The organism is Stutzerimonas stutzeri (genome assembly GCF_051028275.1).
Classification (GTDB): domain Bacteria; phylum Pseudomonadota; class Gammaproteobacteria; order Pseudomonadales; family Pseudomonadaceae; genus Stutzerimonas; species Stutzerimonas stutzeri_AS.
Window position 1 is genome coordinate 1,454,698 of the sequence record NZ_CP069269.1, and the last position, 17,864, is coordinate 1,472,561.

Consider the following 17,864-nt stretch of genomic DNA (forward strand, 5'->3'; position numbering starts at 1 on the left):
CCTTGAGGAGTCCCCATGTATCAACTCAATGACCTGCTGCACCTGATGGCGCGCCTGCGAGATCCCAAACATGGCTGCCCATGGGACCTGCAGCAGGATTACGCCAGCATCGTGCCGCACACGCTGGAAGAGGCCTACGAAGTGGCGGATGCCATCGAACGCGGGGATTTCGATCACCTGCCGGGCGAGTTGGGCGATCTGCTGTTCCAGGTCGTCTATTACAGCCAGTTGGCGAAGGAAGAAGGTCGCTTCGAGTTCGATGCGGTGGTTGATGGCATCACGCGAAAGTTGCTGCGCCGTCATCCGCATGTATTCCCCGACGGCGACCTTTACGGCTCGCCCGAACTGCCAGGCCTCAACGAGGCGCAAATCAAGCAGCGCTGGGAGGAGATCAAGGCCGAGGAGCGCGCCGAGAAAGCCTCCGCGCCCGAACAGCTGTCAATGCTCGATGACGTGCCCAGCGCATTGCCGGCGCTCATCCGTGCGGCCAAGTTGCAGAAACGCACCGCCCAGGTCGGCTTTGACTGGCCCGACGCGTTGCCGGTGGTGGATAAGGTGCGCGAGGAACTCGGCGAAGTGCTCGAAGCCATGAGCGAAAACGACCCCGATGCGATCGCCGAGGAGATTGGCGATTTGCTGTTCGTAACCGTCAATCTGGCGCGTCATCTCAAGGTCGACCCCGAAAATGCCTTGCGCGCAGCCAATCGCAAGTTTGAGCGGCGCTTCCGCTTTATCGAACAAGCCTTGCGGGAGAGCGGCCAGCCCATCGAGAATTGCGACCTGGAGGCGCTCGACGCGCTTTGGGGCGAGGCCAAGAAAGCTGAAAAGGCAGCAACTTGCGGTTGATAGCCGAAGCGTAACCGTGGAAGTTGTCCGTGCCACGAACCCGCTCGGATGATCGTGCACGGTCCACCCTTACGTCTAATTTGAATTCACGACGAGACGAGCCGACACATGAGTCTTTCCCTTCGCGATCAGCTGCTCAAAGCCGGGCTGGTCAATGAGAAACAGGCCAAGCAGGCCGGCAAGCAACAGCAGAAACAGCAGCGTCTGGTCAAAAAAGGCCAGGCCGAACAGGACAACTCTCAGCGCGAAGCGGCACTCAAGGCCCAAGCCGAGAAACAGGCCCGTGATCAGGAGTTGAACCGTCAGCAGCAGGAAAAGGCCGAGCAGAAAGCCCGTACCGCGCAGATCAAACAACTGATCGAAGGCAGCCGCCTGCCTAAGTTGACCACCGAGGACTATTACAACTTCGTTGACGACAAGAAGGTGAAACGCCTGTCGGTTAACAAACTGATGCGCGACAAGCTGTCCAGTGGCTCGCTGGCGATCGTTCGTCATGGTGGCGGTTACGAGGTGATCCCGCGCGAGGCGGCCTTGAAGATCCAGGAGCGTGACCCGCGCCGTATCGTTCAGCTCAATGTCCAGACCGAAGCGCCTGACGCGGACGATCCGTACGCCGCCTATCAGATTCCAGATGATCTGATGTGGTAAGGGGTCGCTGATCTTCGGTTCGATAGCGGCGGCGAGGCGCGTGGGTAGAAGCGGACAATCTGCGCGTTTCGGTTCGCGAGCAAGCTCGCTCCTACAGATCGTAAGGTGTTGCCGTACCGTTCCGGTCGTCAACGCGTGCGCATGCTGCGAGCCACTAGTCCCCACGCGGCTGCTTTGGTAGGAGCGAGCTTGCTCGCGATCAGAAGTCACCGCGCTGCCGCGGATCGCCAGCAAGCTGGCTCCTACAGATATCGCGAGGTATGCGCCGTGCCGTTCCGGTCGTCAACGCGTGCGCATGCTGCGAGCCACTAGTCCCCACGCGGCTGCTTTGGTAGGAGCGAGCTTGCTCGCGATCAGAAGTCACCGCGCTGCCGCGGATCGCCAGCAAGCTGGCTCCTACAGATATCGCGAGGTGTGCGTCGTGCCGTTCCGGTCGTTAACACGTGCGCATGCTGCGAGCCACTAGTCCCCACGCGGCTGCTTTGGTAGGAGCGAGCTTGCTCGCGATCAGAAGTTACCGCGCTGCCGCGGATCGCCAGCAAGCTGGCTCCTACAGATATCGCGAGGTGTGCGTCGTGCCGTTCCGGTCGCTAACGCGTGTCTATGCTGCGAGCCACCAGCCCCTACGGGGCTGCCTTTGTAGGAGCGAGCTTGCCCGCGATCAGGAATCACGGCGAGACATAGGATCGCCAGCAAGCTGGCTCCTATGGATATCGCGAGGTGTGCGCCGTGCCGTTCTGGTCGTTAACGCGTGCGCATGCTGCGAGCCACCAGTCCCCACGCGGCTGCCTTTGTAGGAGCGAGCTTGCTCGCGATCAGGAGTCACGGCGGGACATAGGATCGCCAGCAAGCTGGCTCCTACAGATATCGCGAGGTATGTGTCGTGCCGTTCTGGTCGTTCTGGTTGCAGCGGCCGACGGAAGGATGGATTTCTGCCGTCTGCCAGCCCTCTACTGCTATAGCCCATCCGGGCTTTGTTGACCCCGCAGGAGGACAGCGACATGGACACCAATCCTTACTTGGAACCCGACACGTTCAGCTTGCAGGCCAATGGCGTACCGGGCGATCCCGAAGAACCAGGCGTGCCGGACCTGCCCAGCGAGCCAGGCGAGCCGACGATTCCCGACCAACCACCGCCAGCGCCTGTTGCCTGATCGGGTTAGGAGGGCGCAACCTGAGACGCCCGAGCGAGCAGGTCGACCACCTGCTCGTCTGGGGTCTGTTCGAAATTGCCATAATGGCAACCCACGCCAATGAACGGCTCCGGCATCGCCAGGCAAACCATCTCGTCCACTTCGGTTTCCAGCATATCGATTACATCACGCGGGCCAACAGGCACAGCCAGCACCACGCGGCTCGGTTTCGACTGCTTGAGTCCCTTCAGTGCCGCCCGAACCGTGGCACCCGTGGCGATGCCGTCATCGATCACGATGACGCAGCGATCTGAAACCACCGGAGCTGGTCGCGAGCCACAATAGCGACGTCTACGGCGTTCCAGTTCGGTGAGCTGACGCCGCATCTCTTCCTCGAACCAGTTTGGTGGCGGTGCAATCTGGTTGAATAATTCCTGATTGATCACCCATTTAGGCTCGGCGCCATCAATGACCGCGCCCAGCGCCAGTTCTTCGTTGCCGGGCGCTCCGATCTTTCGTACCAGCACCAGATCCAGTGGCGCGCCGAGGCGTTGCGCCACATGGAAGGCAACCGGGACCCCGCCACGCGGCAGCGCAAGCACCAGCGGCTGAGCTTCTGTCAGGTGCTGTAGGGCCTCGGCCAAAGCCTGGCCGGCATGGGTGCGGTCGCGAAACTCTGGCGTGAAGGCGCGCATGGTTCACTCTCCGAACGGGTAGGTATCCGGAACGCTTTCTTCATCTATCTGCTGCGGACCGATCGGCGTGACGGCCGTGGTCTGTTCGAGCCAAAGCAGGGCATCGAACTGTTCTGAAAGTATGGCCTGGAAGTAGTGACTTTGACGTTCGGTAGCCGGACGGTAGATGACGCCGATGGCGCGCTCCAGGCGCGGGCGGGCCAGGGCTTCCCGAAGCAGTGGGTCATCGCGCCACGTGGTCAGCGAAGCCGGCAGTCCGGCGCGCAGGAACAACTGCTCCCAACTATCCGGGCGAGAGGGGCGGACCTGCTTGATCTGCATGGGCTCGTCCCAGTCATCGGCAGCGGCGACTTCGCCTCGATCAGTGGCCATGCCGAGCAGCACCGCATCACGACCAAATGCCGTTCGGCACAGCTCTCCAATGTTGAATTCGCCGCCCCAGCCCATCGACGTCGATGCCGCATTGCCAATATGGGAGTTGTGTGCCCAGACGATGGCTTTGGCGTCTTCTCCGCGATGCTGGAGCAGGGCGCGCAAGGTGTCGAACATATGGCGATCACGCAAATTCCACGACTCGGTGGAGCCCTGGTACATGGCTCGGTAGTACTGCTCAGCAGCAAGCACAACACGGGCGTTCTGCTCGGCGCTGAAAAAATTGCTGCCATCTTTGTCGAGGTATTCCAGCCGTTTATCGAGCAGAGCGCGCAGCTGTTCGACCACCGCGTCTTCACAAGACGGCTGGCCGCGCATCACGTTGTGGCCGTAGACGGCTGGCTCGTCATGCCAGGGGCTCAGGCAGCCATAGCGCTGACGGGCCGCGCCTGCAGCCTGCGGGTCGACCTGGTCGAGATAGCGCAGCACTTCCTGAATCGAGGAGCCAAGGCTGTAGACATCGAGCCCGCGAAACTCGACGCGCTGCTCGGCAGGCAGCGCGTCGTTGTGGCTGCGCAGCCAGCGTGCGAAGTCGGCCACCTCTTGGTTGCGCCACATCCAGGTCGGAAAGCGCTTGAAGCCTTCCTCGACCCAGACGGGTGACTGCTCCTGCCGAGCGTAGCGGTCGATCTTTGCCGCATCTGGCCAGTCCGCTTCCGCGGCAACGATGTTGAAGCCGTGACGCTCGATCAATCTCCGAGTGATTGCGGCCCGGGCGCGGTAGAACTCCGATGTTCCGTGGCTGGCTTCGCCAATCAGCACGACCCGCGCGTCGGCAAACTGCTCAAACGCGTCGGCAAAGCCTGGGTCTTCAATCGAGGGCAGCACCGTGGCATGGTTGCGCAGCTGGCTGATCAGCTGCTCTTCGGTCGTTTCGTTCATGCGTAGCGACTGAATCATGGCCTCGTCCTCTGTCTGCTTTCTAGGATGACCGATGTGCGGTAGCGCTGTTCAGACCGTTTGGCGGGTCGTCGGATCAAGCGCAAGCGGCAGAACTGAATAGGAGGGGCTAGTCTCTAATCAGAGCGACGCCAATCTCGGCTAGCGAGTCTCCGCCGAAGGCGCTAAGACAGCAGGGGGTATATATGACGACTTGGATCATCGCTTACAGCAAAGATGGCAACACCTCCATCCTCCGGACCGAATCCGATCGTCAACCGGACATAGATGAGGCAGTTGAGCTGGTCACCCGAAAGGCCGAACAGGACTATGCCGATGAGGACAATGCTTACGAGCACGATCCGGATCTGGAGGAGACGCCCGCCACACGTCTCAATGAACGCTTCGGTATCACTGTAACCGGCATCTCCCAAGCCTGAACCGTACTCAAGTCACCGGCCACACGCACTCATCCCCAACCACGAACAGACGCCGGCCCGGGTCGGCGTCAACCTCCATCATGCCCGTGAAGCTGCCGAACGCTGGCAGCAGGCTGACCCGCGAACCAATGCAAAAGCACGGCAGTCGCAACGACTGGCGACCGCGACCATGCAGACGGAACGCTGGGTGAAGATGGCCGGCGAGTACGTGATGGGTCGGGTGCGGGTCCGGTTCGTGTTGCAGGGCGAACGGGCCAAGCAGCAGCGGTTCGGGGACGACGGTCATGTCGAGGCTAGCGGGTGGGTCGCCGGCTCGCCGGTCGTGGTTTCCACGAATCAGGGTGATCGTCAGGTCGGGATGGGTTGCGCGCCAAGCCTGTAGCTGGCCTAGCGTCGCGGGCGTTTGCGATTCCGGCGCGTGAAGGAAATCGCCTAAAAAGATCAACTGTTCGCAATGATAACGAGCGAGCAGAGCGTCCAGTCGTTGCAGATTGGCTTGGGTGGTGCCGTGGGGCACCGGCTGACCGAGACGGCGGTAAGCGGCTGCCTTGCCGAAGTGGATATCGGCAATCAGCAACGTTCGCTGTTCCGGCCAGTAAACGGCCTTGTCGGCGAGCAACCAGAGCTCGGTGTGTTCGAGTTGGATGGGAAGATGAGGATTCATGCGGCGGAGTTTATCGCGAGCGCTGGCTCGTTCCCATGCATGGCGGGGAGGGGACAGGTATCTACTGGGAAGCGTGATGGTGGGCGCCACAGAGACATCGTCGAGCAATCGGGAAGAAGCGATCGCCAGCAAGCTGGCTCCTACGGGGCCAGGATAGTGCCGTATCGTTTCCATGTCTGGCACGAGACGCAAGGCTCGAGGCTGCTTCATGGGGCGCACCGCACAGCGGTTGGGGACGCGAACAGTTTGACGCGATTGCGAGCAAGTTCGCTCCTAGGACCGGTGGTATCGCGGTGTCGCTTCGATGTGTTGCGGACCGTGTGGGGTAGATGCGCTGCACGACGGGATTCACTGGGAAGTGGGTTTGGATCGAAAGAATCTGCTGAGACGTCGCAAGCAGCTCGTTTTTGCGGTGTATTTGAGATCGCACGCATAGCGCATGGGCTGCGCATAGCCTTCAGTTGCCGCGTTTTGCTTTCTTCACCCGCGGCGTGCCGTCCTTGGTTGCGCGCAGTTTGCGCTTTGGGCTGGTCTCGCGCTCGACCGCAATGCTGGCATTCGCTTCCGGTTGATAGCCACCGGGCCCGGCGGCCTTGTCCAGCTCGGCAACCATCCGGCGGATGCGGTCAGCCAATTTTTCCGATGTCATGCTTTCGCGGAAGCGTTCGACCATCAGCGGGAAGGCGAGGGGAGTGGTGCGCTTGACGATGTGCACGTCTAGCTCGCGCCGCTGCAAGCGGTTCAGGGTCTGCTCCAGCCGCTCGACCTCCAGTTCCTGGCGCAGCACCTCTTCTTCGGCCTGAGTCAGCAGCAGGTTGGCCGGGTCGTACTGGCGGAACACGTCGAAAAACAGGCCGCTGGAGGCTTGCAGCTGCCTCGCGCTCTTCTGCGCACCGGGATAGCCGGAAAAGACCAGCCCGGCGATGCGAGCAATCTCGCGAAAGCGCCGGCGGGCCAGCTCGCCCGCGTTTAGGCTCGCGAGAACGTCATGCAACAGGTCGTCCTGGTTGAACAGCGCCGGTGTCAGCCATTGCAGCCAGTCTACTTCGGTGGCGGACAGCAGCTCGAAACCGTAGTCGTTTACGGCGATGGAAAAGGTCAGCGGCTGTTGTTGGCCCATGCGCCAGGCCAGCAGGCTGGCTAGCCCCAGATGCACGTGTCGGCCGGCAAAGGGATAGAGGAACAGGTGCCAGCCCTCACGGGATTTCATCACCTCGGCCAGCAGCGTGGTTTCGGTGGGCAGCGCCGACCAGTCCATCTGCACGCGCAGCAGGGGTTCGACCAGTTGCATCTCGGCCGATTCGAAGCGGCCCCGCGAGGCGGCACCGAGTTGCTCGACCACGGCATCGGCCAGCTCGCTGGACAGCGGCATGCGACCGCCATTCCAGCGCGGCACCGCTGCCTTCTTGCCTGTTGCACGGCTGACGTAAGCCGTCATGTTTTCGACCCGCACCAGTTCGAGCAGGCGCCCCCCAAACAGAAAGTTGTCCCCGGGTCGCAGGCGGGCGATGAAGCCTTCTTCGATGGTGCCCAGCGAGCGACCGCTACCGCCCTTGGCCCAAAACTTCACCGTCAGGCTGGCATCGCTGACGATGGTGCCGATGCTCATGCGATGGCGCAGCGCCACGCGGCGACTCGGCACTTTCCATAAACCGGTCTCGTCCGGCTCGACGCGCTGATAGTCCGGGTAGGCCGTCAACGAATGTCCGCCATGACGGACGAAGGCGAGTGCCCATTGCCAGTGGTCTTCGGTGAGTTCTCGGTACGACCAGGCCTGGCGCACTTCTTCAAACAGGTGATCAGGTCGAAATCCACCGCCCAGGGCCATGCTGACCAGGTGCTGCACCAGCACGTCGAGGGGACGATGCGGTGCCGTGCGTGCTTCGATGCGTCGTTCGGCGATGGCAACCTGAGCAGCGGCGGCTTCCACCACTTCAACGCTGTGCGTCGGCACCAGCGTAACCCGGGACGTACGGCCTGGCGCGTGCCCGGAGCGACCGGCACGTTGCATCAAGCGCGCCACGCCCTTCGGCGAGCCGATCTGCAGCACCCGCTCGACTGGCAGGAAGTCGACGCCGAGATCGAGGCTGGAGGTACAGACCACCGCCTTCAGCGCGCCTTGCTTGAGGCCCAGTTCGACCCAGTCGCGTACCTCGCGCGCGAGCGACCCATGGTGCAGAGCAATCAGTCCAGCCCAGTCAGGGCGCGCTTCGAGAATGGCCTGATACCAGATCTCGGACTGCGAACGGGTATTGGTGAAGACAAGTGTGGTGGCCGCCGAATCGATCTGCTCCACCACCTGGGGCAGCATGCGCAGCCCAAGATGCCCGGCCCAGGGGAAGCGTTCGATTGTCGGTGGTAGCAGCGTGTCGACGCGCAAATCCTTGTCGATCTTGCCTTGCACCAGCCGGCCGGTGCCGGGGTGCAGCAGTACCTTCAAGGCGTGCGGCTGATTGCCCAGCGTGGCCGAAAGCCCCCAGACGATCAGGTCCGGCATCCACTGGCGTAAGCGGGCCAGCGCCAATTGCAGCTGAACCCCGCGCTTGTTACCCAGCAGTTCGTGCCACTCGTCCACCACCAGCATGCGCAGACCGGCGAAAGCCTGGCGGGCGTCGGCACGGGTCAGTAGCAGGGTAAGGCTTTCCGGTGTGGTGACCAGCGCACTGGGCAATCTCCGACCCTGGCGTGCACGTTCGGCACCGCTGGTGTCACCGGTACGCAGGCCGATGCTCCAATTAATGCCAAGATCCTCCAGCGGAGCCTGCAGGGCGCGGGCCGTGTCGGCTGCCAGCGCGCGCATGGGGGTGATCCATAGGACCGTGAGGGCAGCGGCCTTGTCTGACGACTCAGCCCCAGACGTCTTGGGTGAAGCGGAAGCGAAGCGATTGAGTGCGCCCATCCAGACGGCGTAGGTCTTGCCCGAGCCTGTGGTGGCGTGGAGCAGGCCGGATTCGCCATCATGGACTGCTTGCCAGACCTGCTGCTGAAAAGGGAACGGCTGCCAACCGCGGGCGGCGAACCAGCGGTCGGCAAGGGAGGCGGGCGGCGTACTCATTCGTCGGTCCATGCCCGATTCGAGCCGAGGCTACGCCTTTGCTTTTCGTAGGAGCGAGCTTGCTCGCGATCATGGTGCTTCGCGGCAACGCGAATCGCCAGCAAGTTGACTCCTTCATTGGACCGCCCGGCTTTTTCAGCTGGCCGCATCATCCAAGCAATTCCTTCAACGTCTCCAGCGTATCGGCCTCGTCTACCGGCTTGTCGTGCCGCCAGCGCAGCATGCGCGGAAAGCGAACGGCGATGCCGCTCTTGTGGCGGCTGCTGGCGGCGATACCCTCGAAGCCGAGCTCAAACACCAGGGTCGGAGTGACGCTGCGTACGGGCCCGAACTTCTCAACGGTGGTCTTGCGCACGATGGCGTCGACCTTGCGCATTTCTTCGTCGGTCAGGCCGGAATAGGCCTTGGCGAAGGGCACCAGCTTGCGCTCCGGGTCGCCCGGCTCGCCGTCCCAGACGGCAAAGGTGTAATCGGTGTAGAGGCTGGCGCGCCGACCATGGCCGCGCTGGGCGTAGATCAGCACAGCGTCGACCGAGTAAGGATCGATCTTCCATTTCCACCAGACGCCAACATCCTTGGTCCGGCCGACGCCGTACTGCGCGGCTCGCGCCTTGATCATCATGCCTTCGACGCCGCGCGCCCGAGAGGCTTGACGTTGTTGCTCAAGGTCTTCCCAGCTATCACCTGTCACCAATGGCGACAGCATCAGCCGCGGGTTGGGGCAGTTACGGACGACCGCTTCAAGCTGATGTCGACGTTCGTGATGTTCGCGTTGCCGCCAGTCATTGCCCTCCCACTCGAGCAAGTCATACGCAAGCACCGCTACCGGGGCGTCCTGCAGTACCTTGGCGGTCAGGTTCTTGCGACCGATCCGTTGTTGCAGCAGAGCGAAGGGCTGTACGCCAAGGCGTTCGGTCGTGTCGGTATCCTCGCCTTCCGGCTGCTGGAAGAGTTCGGTCGCAGGCTCGCCGGGTGCATGCTTCCAAACCAGAATCTCGCCGTCGATCACGGTGCCGTCCGGCAGGCAGCCAGCCAGCTCGCAGAGTTCCGGAAAGCGCTCGCTGACCAGTTCTTCGCCTCGGGACCATACCCAGATCTGCCCGTCACGCTTGACCAGTTGCGCGCGAATGCCGTCCCACTTCCATTCGATAAACCAGTTTTCCGGCGAGCCGAGAAGGGTGTCGAACTCGTCCACCGGCGCCTGCAATGGATGGGCAAGGAAGAAGGGGTAAGGCTGGCCGCCGCGCTGCGCATGCTCGTGCTCAGATTCATCGGCGATCAGCGCCAGATAGCCCTCGGCGCTGGGGCGGTGAGACAGATCGGTGTAACCCACCAGCCGCTGCGCCACGCGTTTGGGGTCCAGGTCGACCAGTGAGGCCAGCGCGCGGGTGACCAACAGCTTCGAGACACCGACGCGAAAGGCGCCGGTGATCAGCTTGATGCAAACCATCAGGCTGAGCCGGTCCAGCTGTGCCCACAGCGTTGGCAGACGCTCGACCAACTCTTCCGGCGGCAGGCCGCGTAATGGCAACAGTTTGTCCTGCATCCACACGGCGAGCCCGTCGTCAGAGCTGTGCTCGGCCTCGGGCATCAGCAGCGAGATGGTCTCGGCCATGTCGCCGACCGCCTGATAGCTCTCTTCGAACAGCCATTCCGGCAGGCCCGATGCCTGCATCGCAGTCTCGCGTAGCACCCGCGTCGGCACCAGCTGGCGCGGCCGTCCGCCGGAAAGAAAGTAGACTGCCCAGGCGGCGTCGGCAGGCTCGGCTTCGCGAAAGTAGTCGCGCATCGCGGCGAGCTTGGCGTTGCTTGACGTGGTCGCGTCGAGGCGGCTGTAAAGGGTGGCGAAGGCTTTCATTTCGGCCTAACTGTTACGGCTGCGGCAGGCTGTTCGCGAGCAAGCTCGCTCCTACAACGGTGGTGATGAAGCTCAGTGCTGATGCTCTTTGGCAGGAGCCAGCTTGCTCGCGGTCTGCGACGGCGCAATGGCTTTGGTTCGCGAGCAAGCTCGCTCCTACAGGTATCGGGTCGCGCTTCTGCTTGTGCGTGCTTGCGTAGGAGCCAGCTTGCTGGCGATCCGTGGCGACGCGATGGTTTTGGGTCGCGAGCAAGCTCGCTCCTACAAGTGAGGCGTCGTTGTTCTGTGCCGATATTTCCCGGTAGGACGCCAACGGCATGACAGCGGGTCATTCGGCCTCCTGGGCGTCGTCGTCTTCCTCGCCATATTCGGTTTCGAAGGCCTGGGCGTCGAGGCCGCGCATTTCCCTCAGGTAACGCACCAGTACGGGAACCGAGCCGTGGGTCACCATCACCCGTTCCGCACCGGTCTGCTCGATGGCCCACAGCAGGCCCGGCCAGTCGGCGTGATCGGAGAGCACGAAACCGCGGTCGACTCCGCGCCTACGTCGTGTGCCGCGCAGCATCATCCAGCCGCTGGCGAAGGCGTCGGCATAATCGCCGAAGCGACGCATCCAGGTACTGCCACCGGCCGAAGGCGGCGCAAGGATGATCGCCTGCTTCAGGCGCGGATCACCTTTCTTCAGATCGCCCGCGTAGACAGTGGGCGGCAGATAGACGCCGCCCTCTCGGTAGACCTTGTTGAGCGGCTCGACTGCGCCATGGACCACGACCGTGCCAATGGTTTCATCGAGGCCGTGCAGGATGCGCTGCGCCTTGCCGAAGGCATAACAGAACAGCACGCTGGCGCGCCCCGCCGCGGCGTTGGCACGCCACCAGTCGTTGATCTCGCGAAACACGGCGGTCTGAGAGGGCCACTTGTAGATCGGCAGGCCAAAGGTCGATTCGGTGATGAACGTATGGCAACGCACTGGCTCGAAGGGCGCGCAGGTGCCGTCCGGCTCCACCTTGTAGTCGCCTGACGCAACCCAGACTTCCCCCTTGTATTCGAGCCGTACCTGAGCCGAGCCGAGGACATGGCCGGCAGGATGGAAGCTGAGCCTCACGCCATGATGTTCGACGGATTCGCCGTAGGCCAGGGTCTGCAGGGGCATGTCAGCTGCGATCCTAGAGCGCAGGATGCCCTCGCTGTCGCTACAGGCCAGGTAGTGACCCATGCCCCAGCGCGCGTGGTCGCCGTGGGCGTGGGTGATGACAGCACGATCTACCGGGCGCCAGGGATCGATGTAGAAATCACCGGGCGGGCAGTACAGACCTTCAGGGCGGGCAACGACGAGATCCATGGATTAACGGGCACTTTGCGGGCTTCTAGGGTTTGAGCACGGCGCAGCGCTGCGAGTTCGGTTGTGGTGGATAAGGGCGCAGCGGTTGGGTGTGAGGCGCTGGTGGACTAACGCCCACCCCAGGCTGCCGAAGACCAACCAACATTCGCTAAATGGGCAGCTGAAGCGGGCGGCCTTGCGGGGTTCCGCTTGAGCCCAGGTCTTTAAGAATGCGAAGTCAGTCCACGAGTTTCAGGTGAGAGGTGTCCGGTACGGGCGCATCGCTGGCGCGGCGCCGTTCAGCCATGTCGCTGCCCACCGGGGCCAGGCTGAACTGTGACAGATCGACAGCAGGCGGCTGCACGGGTGCGCGCGCATCCTGAAGGTCGGCGCCGACCGGCGCGATGCCGAAGTCCGGTGCCTCGACATCGACGAAAGCAGCCATGTACTCGTCCCGTGGGGTCACCTTCAGCGGCAGTGGGGAAGCTGAAGTGGGAGACTGCGGCTCGCGAATCGGCTCCTCAGGCGGCGGTGGGGCCAGTTCGATTTCTTCGACCTCCACGGGCATCGGTCGGACCTCGGCGATGGCGCCGGCGCGTGCCATGGCCTGGCGATATTTCTCGACGCTGGCATGGTCGAGGTCCTGTTTGATGATGATGCGCCGACCTGAAAAAAGCACGGCGATGCGCTGGGCATCGGCCTGGAACAATCGGGCCAGGTTGGCCTCAACCTGTTCCAGCTTTGCGCCTGGAGCGAGTTCGCCGGAAAAGGAGATTTCATAGCGGCTCATGTAAGGTCCTTTTGACTGCCCAAGGTACGATGCACTGATCATAGAGACTGCTGCAGGTGGTTGAAAGCCAGGGGGCGATTGCGCTGTCGGTGCTGCGACGTTGTTGGCACCCCCGAGCTCGCTCATAGCGCCGTGCGCTGCAGTACACCCGGCAACGCCTGTCCGGCGTCAGCTGCCCAATGGTTGACTGAGAGATAATGCGGCGCCCGTCGGCACACTCTGACCCGTCCAGCCCAAGGATCACGAACATGGTTGTATTCGAAATCAAGCCGCTCAGCCCCGAAACCTACCGGCAGCAGACGCGCCGAAGCACCTTGGTCGTAGTTGTGACCTTCGCAGTGCTGGCGATGGGGCTGGCGACACTCGCCGTTGCGCTGTTCGGCGAGGCGGGTGCAGACAATCTGAAGTGGAACGCGATCGGGGTTATGACCGGCTTGCTGCTGACTGCCGCGCTGGTGCGCTATGTCTATCTGGAGAAGCCATGGATGTCATGCGCGGCTTACGGCTGGCGTCTCAAGCGCAGCCTGATGAGCGTCACCAACGTCATGCATCACGTTACGGCCGGCGTTGAGGCTGGCGATCCCGATGCGATGAGACTGCTGCGCTTCTACCACCTGGGGCTGACGCAGATGCATCTGCTTGATGGCAACAGCGCCTCGCTCAGCGAAGTGACGGGCGAAATCAATCAGCATCGCGACAGGATGGAAGCTCGGGGAATGGACATCGATCAGAGCCGCCTGGATGACGCCTGGCTAGGCTCCGTGAAGCGTTTCGCTGCCAGCAAGTAGCCCTTTGTAGAGTAAAGCCGGTGATGGTCTCGATGCCGGCGCGCCTTACGAGCTTATGCCCGATGCGCTTCGACGGGTGCCGCAATGGCCACCCCACCGTTGTATATCGCTGGTTACAAGCCATCGGAAAATTCATACTCAGCAATGCTTAAGCCGGCGGTGCCGGAATCAGTTGGTTCGTCCCATCAGCCGTTCAGGCTCAGGAATCTTCAAATAATGAAAAGGCTGTACCTGCTCGGTCTGATGACCGGTCTTTCGCTGCACTCAGTCGCCGCCGAACCCCATTCCCCTTTACTCGAAGACAAGCCGGCCTTCATCGCCAGCCTCATCGAACAGATGACGCTCGAAGAAAAGATCGGCCAGCTGCGGTTGATCAGCATCGGTGGCGACATGCCCCGCGAGCGGATGCTCGAGGAGTTGGAAGCCGGCCGCATCGGTGGCACCTTCAATACGGTGACCCGTCATGACAATCGACCGATGCAGGAAGCCGCATTGCGCAGCCGACTGAAGATCCCGATTTTTTTCGCCTATGACGTGGTGCACGGCCATCGGACGATCTTTCCCATCAGTCTGGGCCTGGCCTCGAGCTGGGATCTAGACGCCATCGCCACCAGCGGTCGCGTCCAGGCCATCGAAGCCAGTGCCGACGGCCTGGACATGACCTTCGCGCCGATGGTGGACGTTTCCCGCGATCCTCGATGGGGGCGTACATCCGAAGGATTTGGTGAAGACCCTTATCTCGTCTCCGAAATCGCGCGCACCATGGTGCAGGCCTATCAGGGCGAATCGCCAGCCGCGGCGGACAGCGTGACCGCAAGCGTCAAGCATTTCGCCCTCTACGGTGCGGTCGAAGGCGGGCGTGACTACAACGTGGTGGACATGAGCCCGATGCGCATGCATCAGGACTACCTGCCGCCTTATCAGGCCGCCATCGATGCCGGGGCGGGCGGCGTAATGGTTGCGCTCAATTCCATAAACGGGGTGCCAGCCAGCGCCAATACATGGCTGCTGCAGGACCTGCTGCGGCGCGATTGGGGCTTCGATGGGGTTGTCCTCAGCGACCACGGCGCGATCAGCGAGCTGATGCGCCATGGCGTTGCAACCGATGGCCGCGAGGCGGCAAAGCTGGCGATCAAGGCCGGCATCGACATGAGCATGGCCGATTCACTGTATCGCGAGGAGCTGCCCGGCCTGGTTGAGTCAGGTGAGGTCAAGGTCGGTGAAATCGACACGGCCGTGCGCGAAGTACTGGGCGCCAAGTACGACATGGGCCTGTTCCATGATCCGTTCCTGCGCATCGGGTCGGCCAACGACGATCCGGCTGACGTCAACGCGGAGAGCCGTTTGCATCGCGAGGCCGCCAGAGCCGTAGCGCGCGAATCGATCGTGCTGCTTGAAAACAAGGGCCAGACCTTGCCGTTGCAAAAGCGCGGAACCATCGCGCTGGTTGGTCCGCTGGCCGATTCGCCGGTCGACATGATGGGTAGCTGGTCCGCTGCGGGCGTCGCCACACAGTCGGTGACCCTACGCCAGGGCTTGCTCGATGCCTTGGGCAACAAAGCCGTTCTACGTCACGCCCGCGGCGCCAATATCACCGACGACCCGCACATGGTCGAGTACCTGAACTTCCTCAACTGGGACAAGCCCGAGGTCGTGCAAGACCCACGCTCACCGGAAGCGATGATCGCTGAGGCAGTCACGATTGCTGAACAGGCCGATGTGATCGTAGCCGCCGTGGGCGAATCGCGCGGCATGTCCCATGAAGCGTCGAGCCGCACCAGCCTGCAGATCCCCAAAAGCCAGCAGGCCCTTCTCGAGGCACTCAAGAAGACCGGCAAGCCGCTGGTACTGGTGTTGATGAATGGGCGTCCGCTGGACCTCAACTGGGCGAAAGCCAACGCCGATGCGGTTGTGGAAACCTGGTTCAGTGGTACGGAAGGGGGGCATGCCATCGCTGACGTGCTGTTTGGCGATCAGAATCCTGCAGGCAAGCTGCCGATCTCCTTTCCTCGCTCGGTGGGGCAGATTCCGACCTATTACAACCACCTGCGCGTCGGTCGGCCCTATGTCGAAGGCAAGCCGGGCAACTACACCTCCCAATACTTCGAGGAACCCAATGGGCCGCTGTATCCCTTTGGCTATGGCCTGAGTTACACCCAGTTCGAATTGTCCGAGGTGCGCTTGTCCAGCACGACCATGGCGCGCGGCGGCAACCTAGAAGCAAGCGTGACGCTGGAGAACACGGGATCGCGCGACGGTGCGACCGTCGTCCAGTTGTACGTCCGGGACGAGGTGGCGTCGGTGATCCGTCCGGTGAAGGAGCTCAAAGGGTTTCGCAAGGTGTTCCTCAAGGCTGGCGAGACGCGGGAGGTCCGCTTCCGGCTCGAAGAGAAGGACCTGACATTCGTTGACGCGCAACTGAAGCGCGTTGCCGAGCCCGGCGTGTTCGAAGTGCAGATCGGGTTGGATTCAGCGCAGGTAAAGCGGGGGCAGTTCACCCTTCTGTGAGTCATCCAGCTGACCGCTGGTCGCCTGGCCGCAGCCCGCTAGGGTTGGGCATTGGGCGACGGTATGCAATGTGAAAAAGTCCTCCTGGGGTGGCTATCCGGCGCTCATGCGGCGTGGGATGATTTGCCGCTTTGCTTGGCTACCCGGTGAATCATTTGCCGCTGCGGAAGACCAACGACAGCAAACCGGGCCGCATCGCGGTCAACGGTAATCGTGATTGCTCAGGAGGCGTTGTGTCACGTACCTATCATTTCAAATCAGGGGCTCGTTCAGGTCGGGCACTGGGAATGACGTTGAGTCTGTGTTTGGGACTGTTTGCCGGCCAAAGCTGGGCCTTCAGTCTCGATGATGTAGCGGTCAAGGCAGAAAAGCTCGCGGCCGAGGATTATGCGGCGCCGAAGAGCAACCTGCCTCCGGTGTTTCGCAACATGGCCTTCGCTGATTACCAGCAGCTGCGCTTCCGCGGTGAAAAAGCGCTCTGGCATGACGCGCCGACACCCTTCGAAGTGCAGTTCTACCATCAGGGCATGCACTTCGACGTCCCGGTGAGGATCAATGAAATCACCGCTACAGGTGTCGAGAAGGTCCGCTATGACCGGGACATGTTCGAGTTCGGCAACGTCGAGATAGACCCTGCCGCGCTGGAGAACCTCGGCTTTGCCGGGTTCAAGGTGCTCTATCCGCTGAACAAGGCGGACAAGGCGGACGAGCTGTTGACCCTGCTGGGGGCAAGCTATTTCCGGGTCATCGGCAAGGACCAGGTCTATGGCCTGTCGGCGCGCGGTCTGGCTATCGATACAGCGCTGCCGAGCGGCGAGGAGTTTCCCCGGTTCCGTGAATTCTGGATCGAGCGCCCCGAAGCCGATCGTCGTAATCTCGTGATCTATGCACTGCTTGATTCACCCCGCGCCACCGGCGCTTATCGGATGGTGGTCACGCCGGGCAAGGACAGCACGGTCGATATCAAAGCGCGCGTCTATCTGCGCGAGCCGGTGGAGAAACTTGGCATCGGCGCGCTTACCAGCATGTACCTGTTCGGCGCCAATCAGCCCAGCGAGTTGCTCAACTACCGGCCACAGCTGCACGACTCCGAGGGGCTGGCGATTCACACCGGCAACGGCGAGTGGATCTGGCGACCGCTGAACAATCCCAAGCGACTGGCTATCAGTAGCTACAGCGTGGAAAACCCGCGCGGTTTCGGCCTGCTCCAGCGTACCCGCGATTTCGGTCGCTACGAGGATCTGGACGACCGCTACGAGCTGCGACCCAGCGGCTGGGTCGAGCCCAAGGGCGACTGGGGCAAGGGCCGGGTAGAACTGATCGAGATTCCTACGCCTGACGAAACCAACGACAACATCGTTGCCTTCTGGGTCCCGGAGCAGCGGCCTGAGCCCGGCAAGCCGCTCGACTTCGAGTACCGTCTGCACTTCACCATGGACGAGCCCGCGCTGCATGATCCGAAGCTGGCCTGGGTCAGCCAGACGCGGCTGTCTGCAGGGGATGTCAAACAGTCCAACCTGATCCGCCAGCCTGACGGCAGCACCGCGCTGATCGTCGATTTCGTTGGCCCCAATCTGGCCGAGCTGCCGGCGGACGCTCCGGTTACGACCCAGGTCAGCATCGGCGATAACGCCGAACTCGTGGAAAACAATCTGCGGCACAACCCGGTGACCAATGGCTGGCGCCTCACCTTGCGTCTGAAGGTGCGTGACGCTAAGCGGCCGGTGGAATTGCGCGCAGCGCTGGTGGAAGGCGAGAAGACGCTTTCCGAAACCTGGAGCTACCAGATTCCTACCAGTGAGTAATC

At 62.3% G+C, this 17,864-nt stretch carries 14 protein-coding genes; 7 read left to right on the forward strand and 7 right to left on the reverse strand.

Going from position 1 to position 17,864, the window contains the following annotated elements:
* Window positions 1-15 precede the first annotated feature (15 nt).
* From mazG to JQR87_RS06680, 3 genes are all read left to right on the forward strand, one after another.
* Window positions 16-846 (forward strand): nucleoside triphosphate pyrophosphohydrolase, encoded by an 831-nt coding sequence (mazG, locus tag JQR87_RS06670; RefSeq protein WP_407291473.1) that lies wholly within the window; start codon window positions 16-18, stop codon window positions 844-846.
* A gap of 108 nt (window positions 847-954) precedes the next feature.
* Window positions 955-1,494 (forward strand): DUF2058 domain-containing protein, encoded by a 540-nt coding sequence (locus tag JQR87_RS06675; protein ID WP_407291472.1) that lies wholly within the window; start codon window positions 955-957, stop codon window positions 1,492-1,494.
* A 1,001-nt stretch (window positions 1,495-2,495) separates the two neighbouring features.
* Entirely contained in the window at window positions 2,496-2,648 is a 153-nt protein-coding gene (locus JQR87_RS06680) for a hypothetical protein (RefSeq protein ID WP_407291470.1), read from the forward strand.
* Between the two features lie 5 nt (window positions 2,649-2,653).
* Here the strand turns inward: JQR87_RS06680 and JQR87_RS06685 are convergent, their stop codons facing one another.
* Together JQR87_RS06685 and JQR87_RS06690 are read right to left on the reverse strand one after the other, a co-directional pair.
* Window positions 2,654-3,322, reverse strand: a complete 669-nt coding sequence (locus JQR87_RS06685; protein ID WP_407291469.1) for a phosphoribosyltransferase — start codon at window positions 3,320-3,322, stop codon at window positions 2,654-2,656.
* A 3-nt stretch (window positions 3,323-3,325) separates the two neighbouring features.
* On the reverse strand, window positions 3,326-4,654 hold the full coding sequence (locus JQR87_RS06690) for an erythromycin esterase family protein (protein ID WP_407291467.1): 1,329 nt from the start codon (window positions 4,652-4,654) through the stop codon (window positions 3,326-3,328).
* A gap of 185 nt (window positions 4,655-4,839) precedes the next feature.
* Here JQR87_RS06690 and JQR87_RS06695 point away from each other — a divergent pair, with 185 nt between their 5' ends.
* Window positions 4,840-5,073, forward strand: a complete 234-nt coding sequence (locus JQR87_RS06695; protein ID WP_407291465.1) for a hypothetical protein — start codon at window positions 4,840-4,842, stop codon at window positions 5,071-5,073.
* Between the two features lie 7 nt (window positions 5,074-5,080).
* On the opposite strand, the gene pdeM is transcribed toward JQR87_RS06695, so the two are convergent.
* The 5 genes from pdeM to JQR87_RS06720 form a co-directional block, all read right to left on the reverse strand.
* The gene (gene pdeM / locus JQR87_RS06700) at window positions 5,081-5,737 is read right to left on the reverse strand and encodes a ligase-associated DNA damage response endonuclease PdeM (RefSeq protein ID WP_407291464.1); all 657 of its coding nucleotides are present in this window, start codon (window positions 5,735-5,737) and stop codon (window positions 5,081-5,083) included.
* Window positions 5,738-6,194: 457 nt separating this feature from the next.
* Complete coding sequence (locus JQR87_RS06705) at window positions 6,195-8,792, reverse strand: ligase-associated DNA damage response DEXH box helicase (protein WP_407291462.1); 2,598 nt, start codon at window positions 8,790-8,792, stop codon at window positions 6,195-6,197.
* A gap of 148 nt (window positions 8,793-8,940) precedes the next feature.
* The gene (locus JQR87_RS06710; protein ID WP_407291460.1) at window positions 8,941-10,650 is read right to left on the reverse strand and encodes an ATP-dependent DNA ligase; all 1,710 of its coding nucleotides are present in this window, start codon (window positions 10,648-10,650) and stop codon (window positions 8,941-8,943) included.
* A 328-nt stretch (window positions 10,651-10,978) separates the two neighbouring features.
* A complete protein-coding gene (locus JQR87_RS06715; protein ID WP_407291458.1) occupies window positions 10,979-11,992 on the reverse strand; it encodes a ligase-associated DNA damage response exonuclease in 1,014 nt (337 codons plus the stop codon).
* A 217-nt stretch (window positions 11,993-12,209) separates the two neighbouring features.
* A complete protein-coding gene (locus JQR87_RS06720; RefSeq protein ID WP_407291457.1) occupies window positions 12,210-12,761 on the reverse strand; it encodes a hypothetical protein in 552 nt (183 codons plus the stop codon).
* A 248-nt stretch (window positions 12,762-13,009) separates the two neighbouring features.
* On the opposite strand from JQR87_RS06720, the gene JQR87_RS06725 reads away from it, so the two are divergent.
* From JQR87_RS06725 to JQR87_RS06735, 3 genes are all read left to right on the forward strand, one after another.
* Window positions 13,010-13,549 (forward strand): DUF3087 domain-containing protein, encoded by a 540-nt coding sequence (locus tag JQR87_RS06725; RefSeq protein WP_407291456.1) that lies wholly within the window; start codon window positions 13,010-13,012, stop codon window positions 13,547-13,549.
* Window positions 13,550-13,765: 216 nt separating this feature from the next.
* The gene (bglX, locus tag JQR87_RS06730; protein ID WP_407291454.1) at window positions 13,766-16,057 is read left to right on the forward strand and encodes a beta-glucosidase BglX; all 2,292 of its coding nucleotides are present in this window, start codon (window positions 13,766-13,768) and stop codon (window positions 16,055-16,057) included.
* Window positions 16,058-16,344: 287 nt separating this feature from the next.
* Entirely contained in the window at window positions 16,345-17,862 is a 1,518-nt protein-coding gene (locus JQR87_RS06735) for a glucan biosynthesis protein G (RefSeq protein WP_407297800.1), read from the forward strand.
* The last annotated feature ends 2 nt before the right edge of the window (window positions 17,863-17,864 follow it).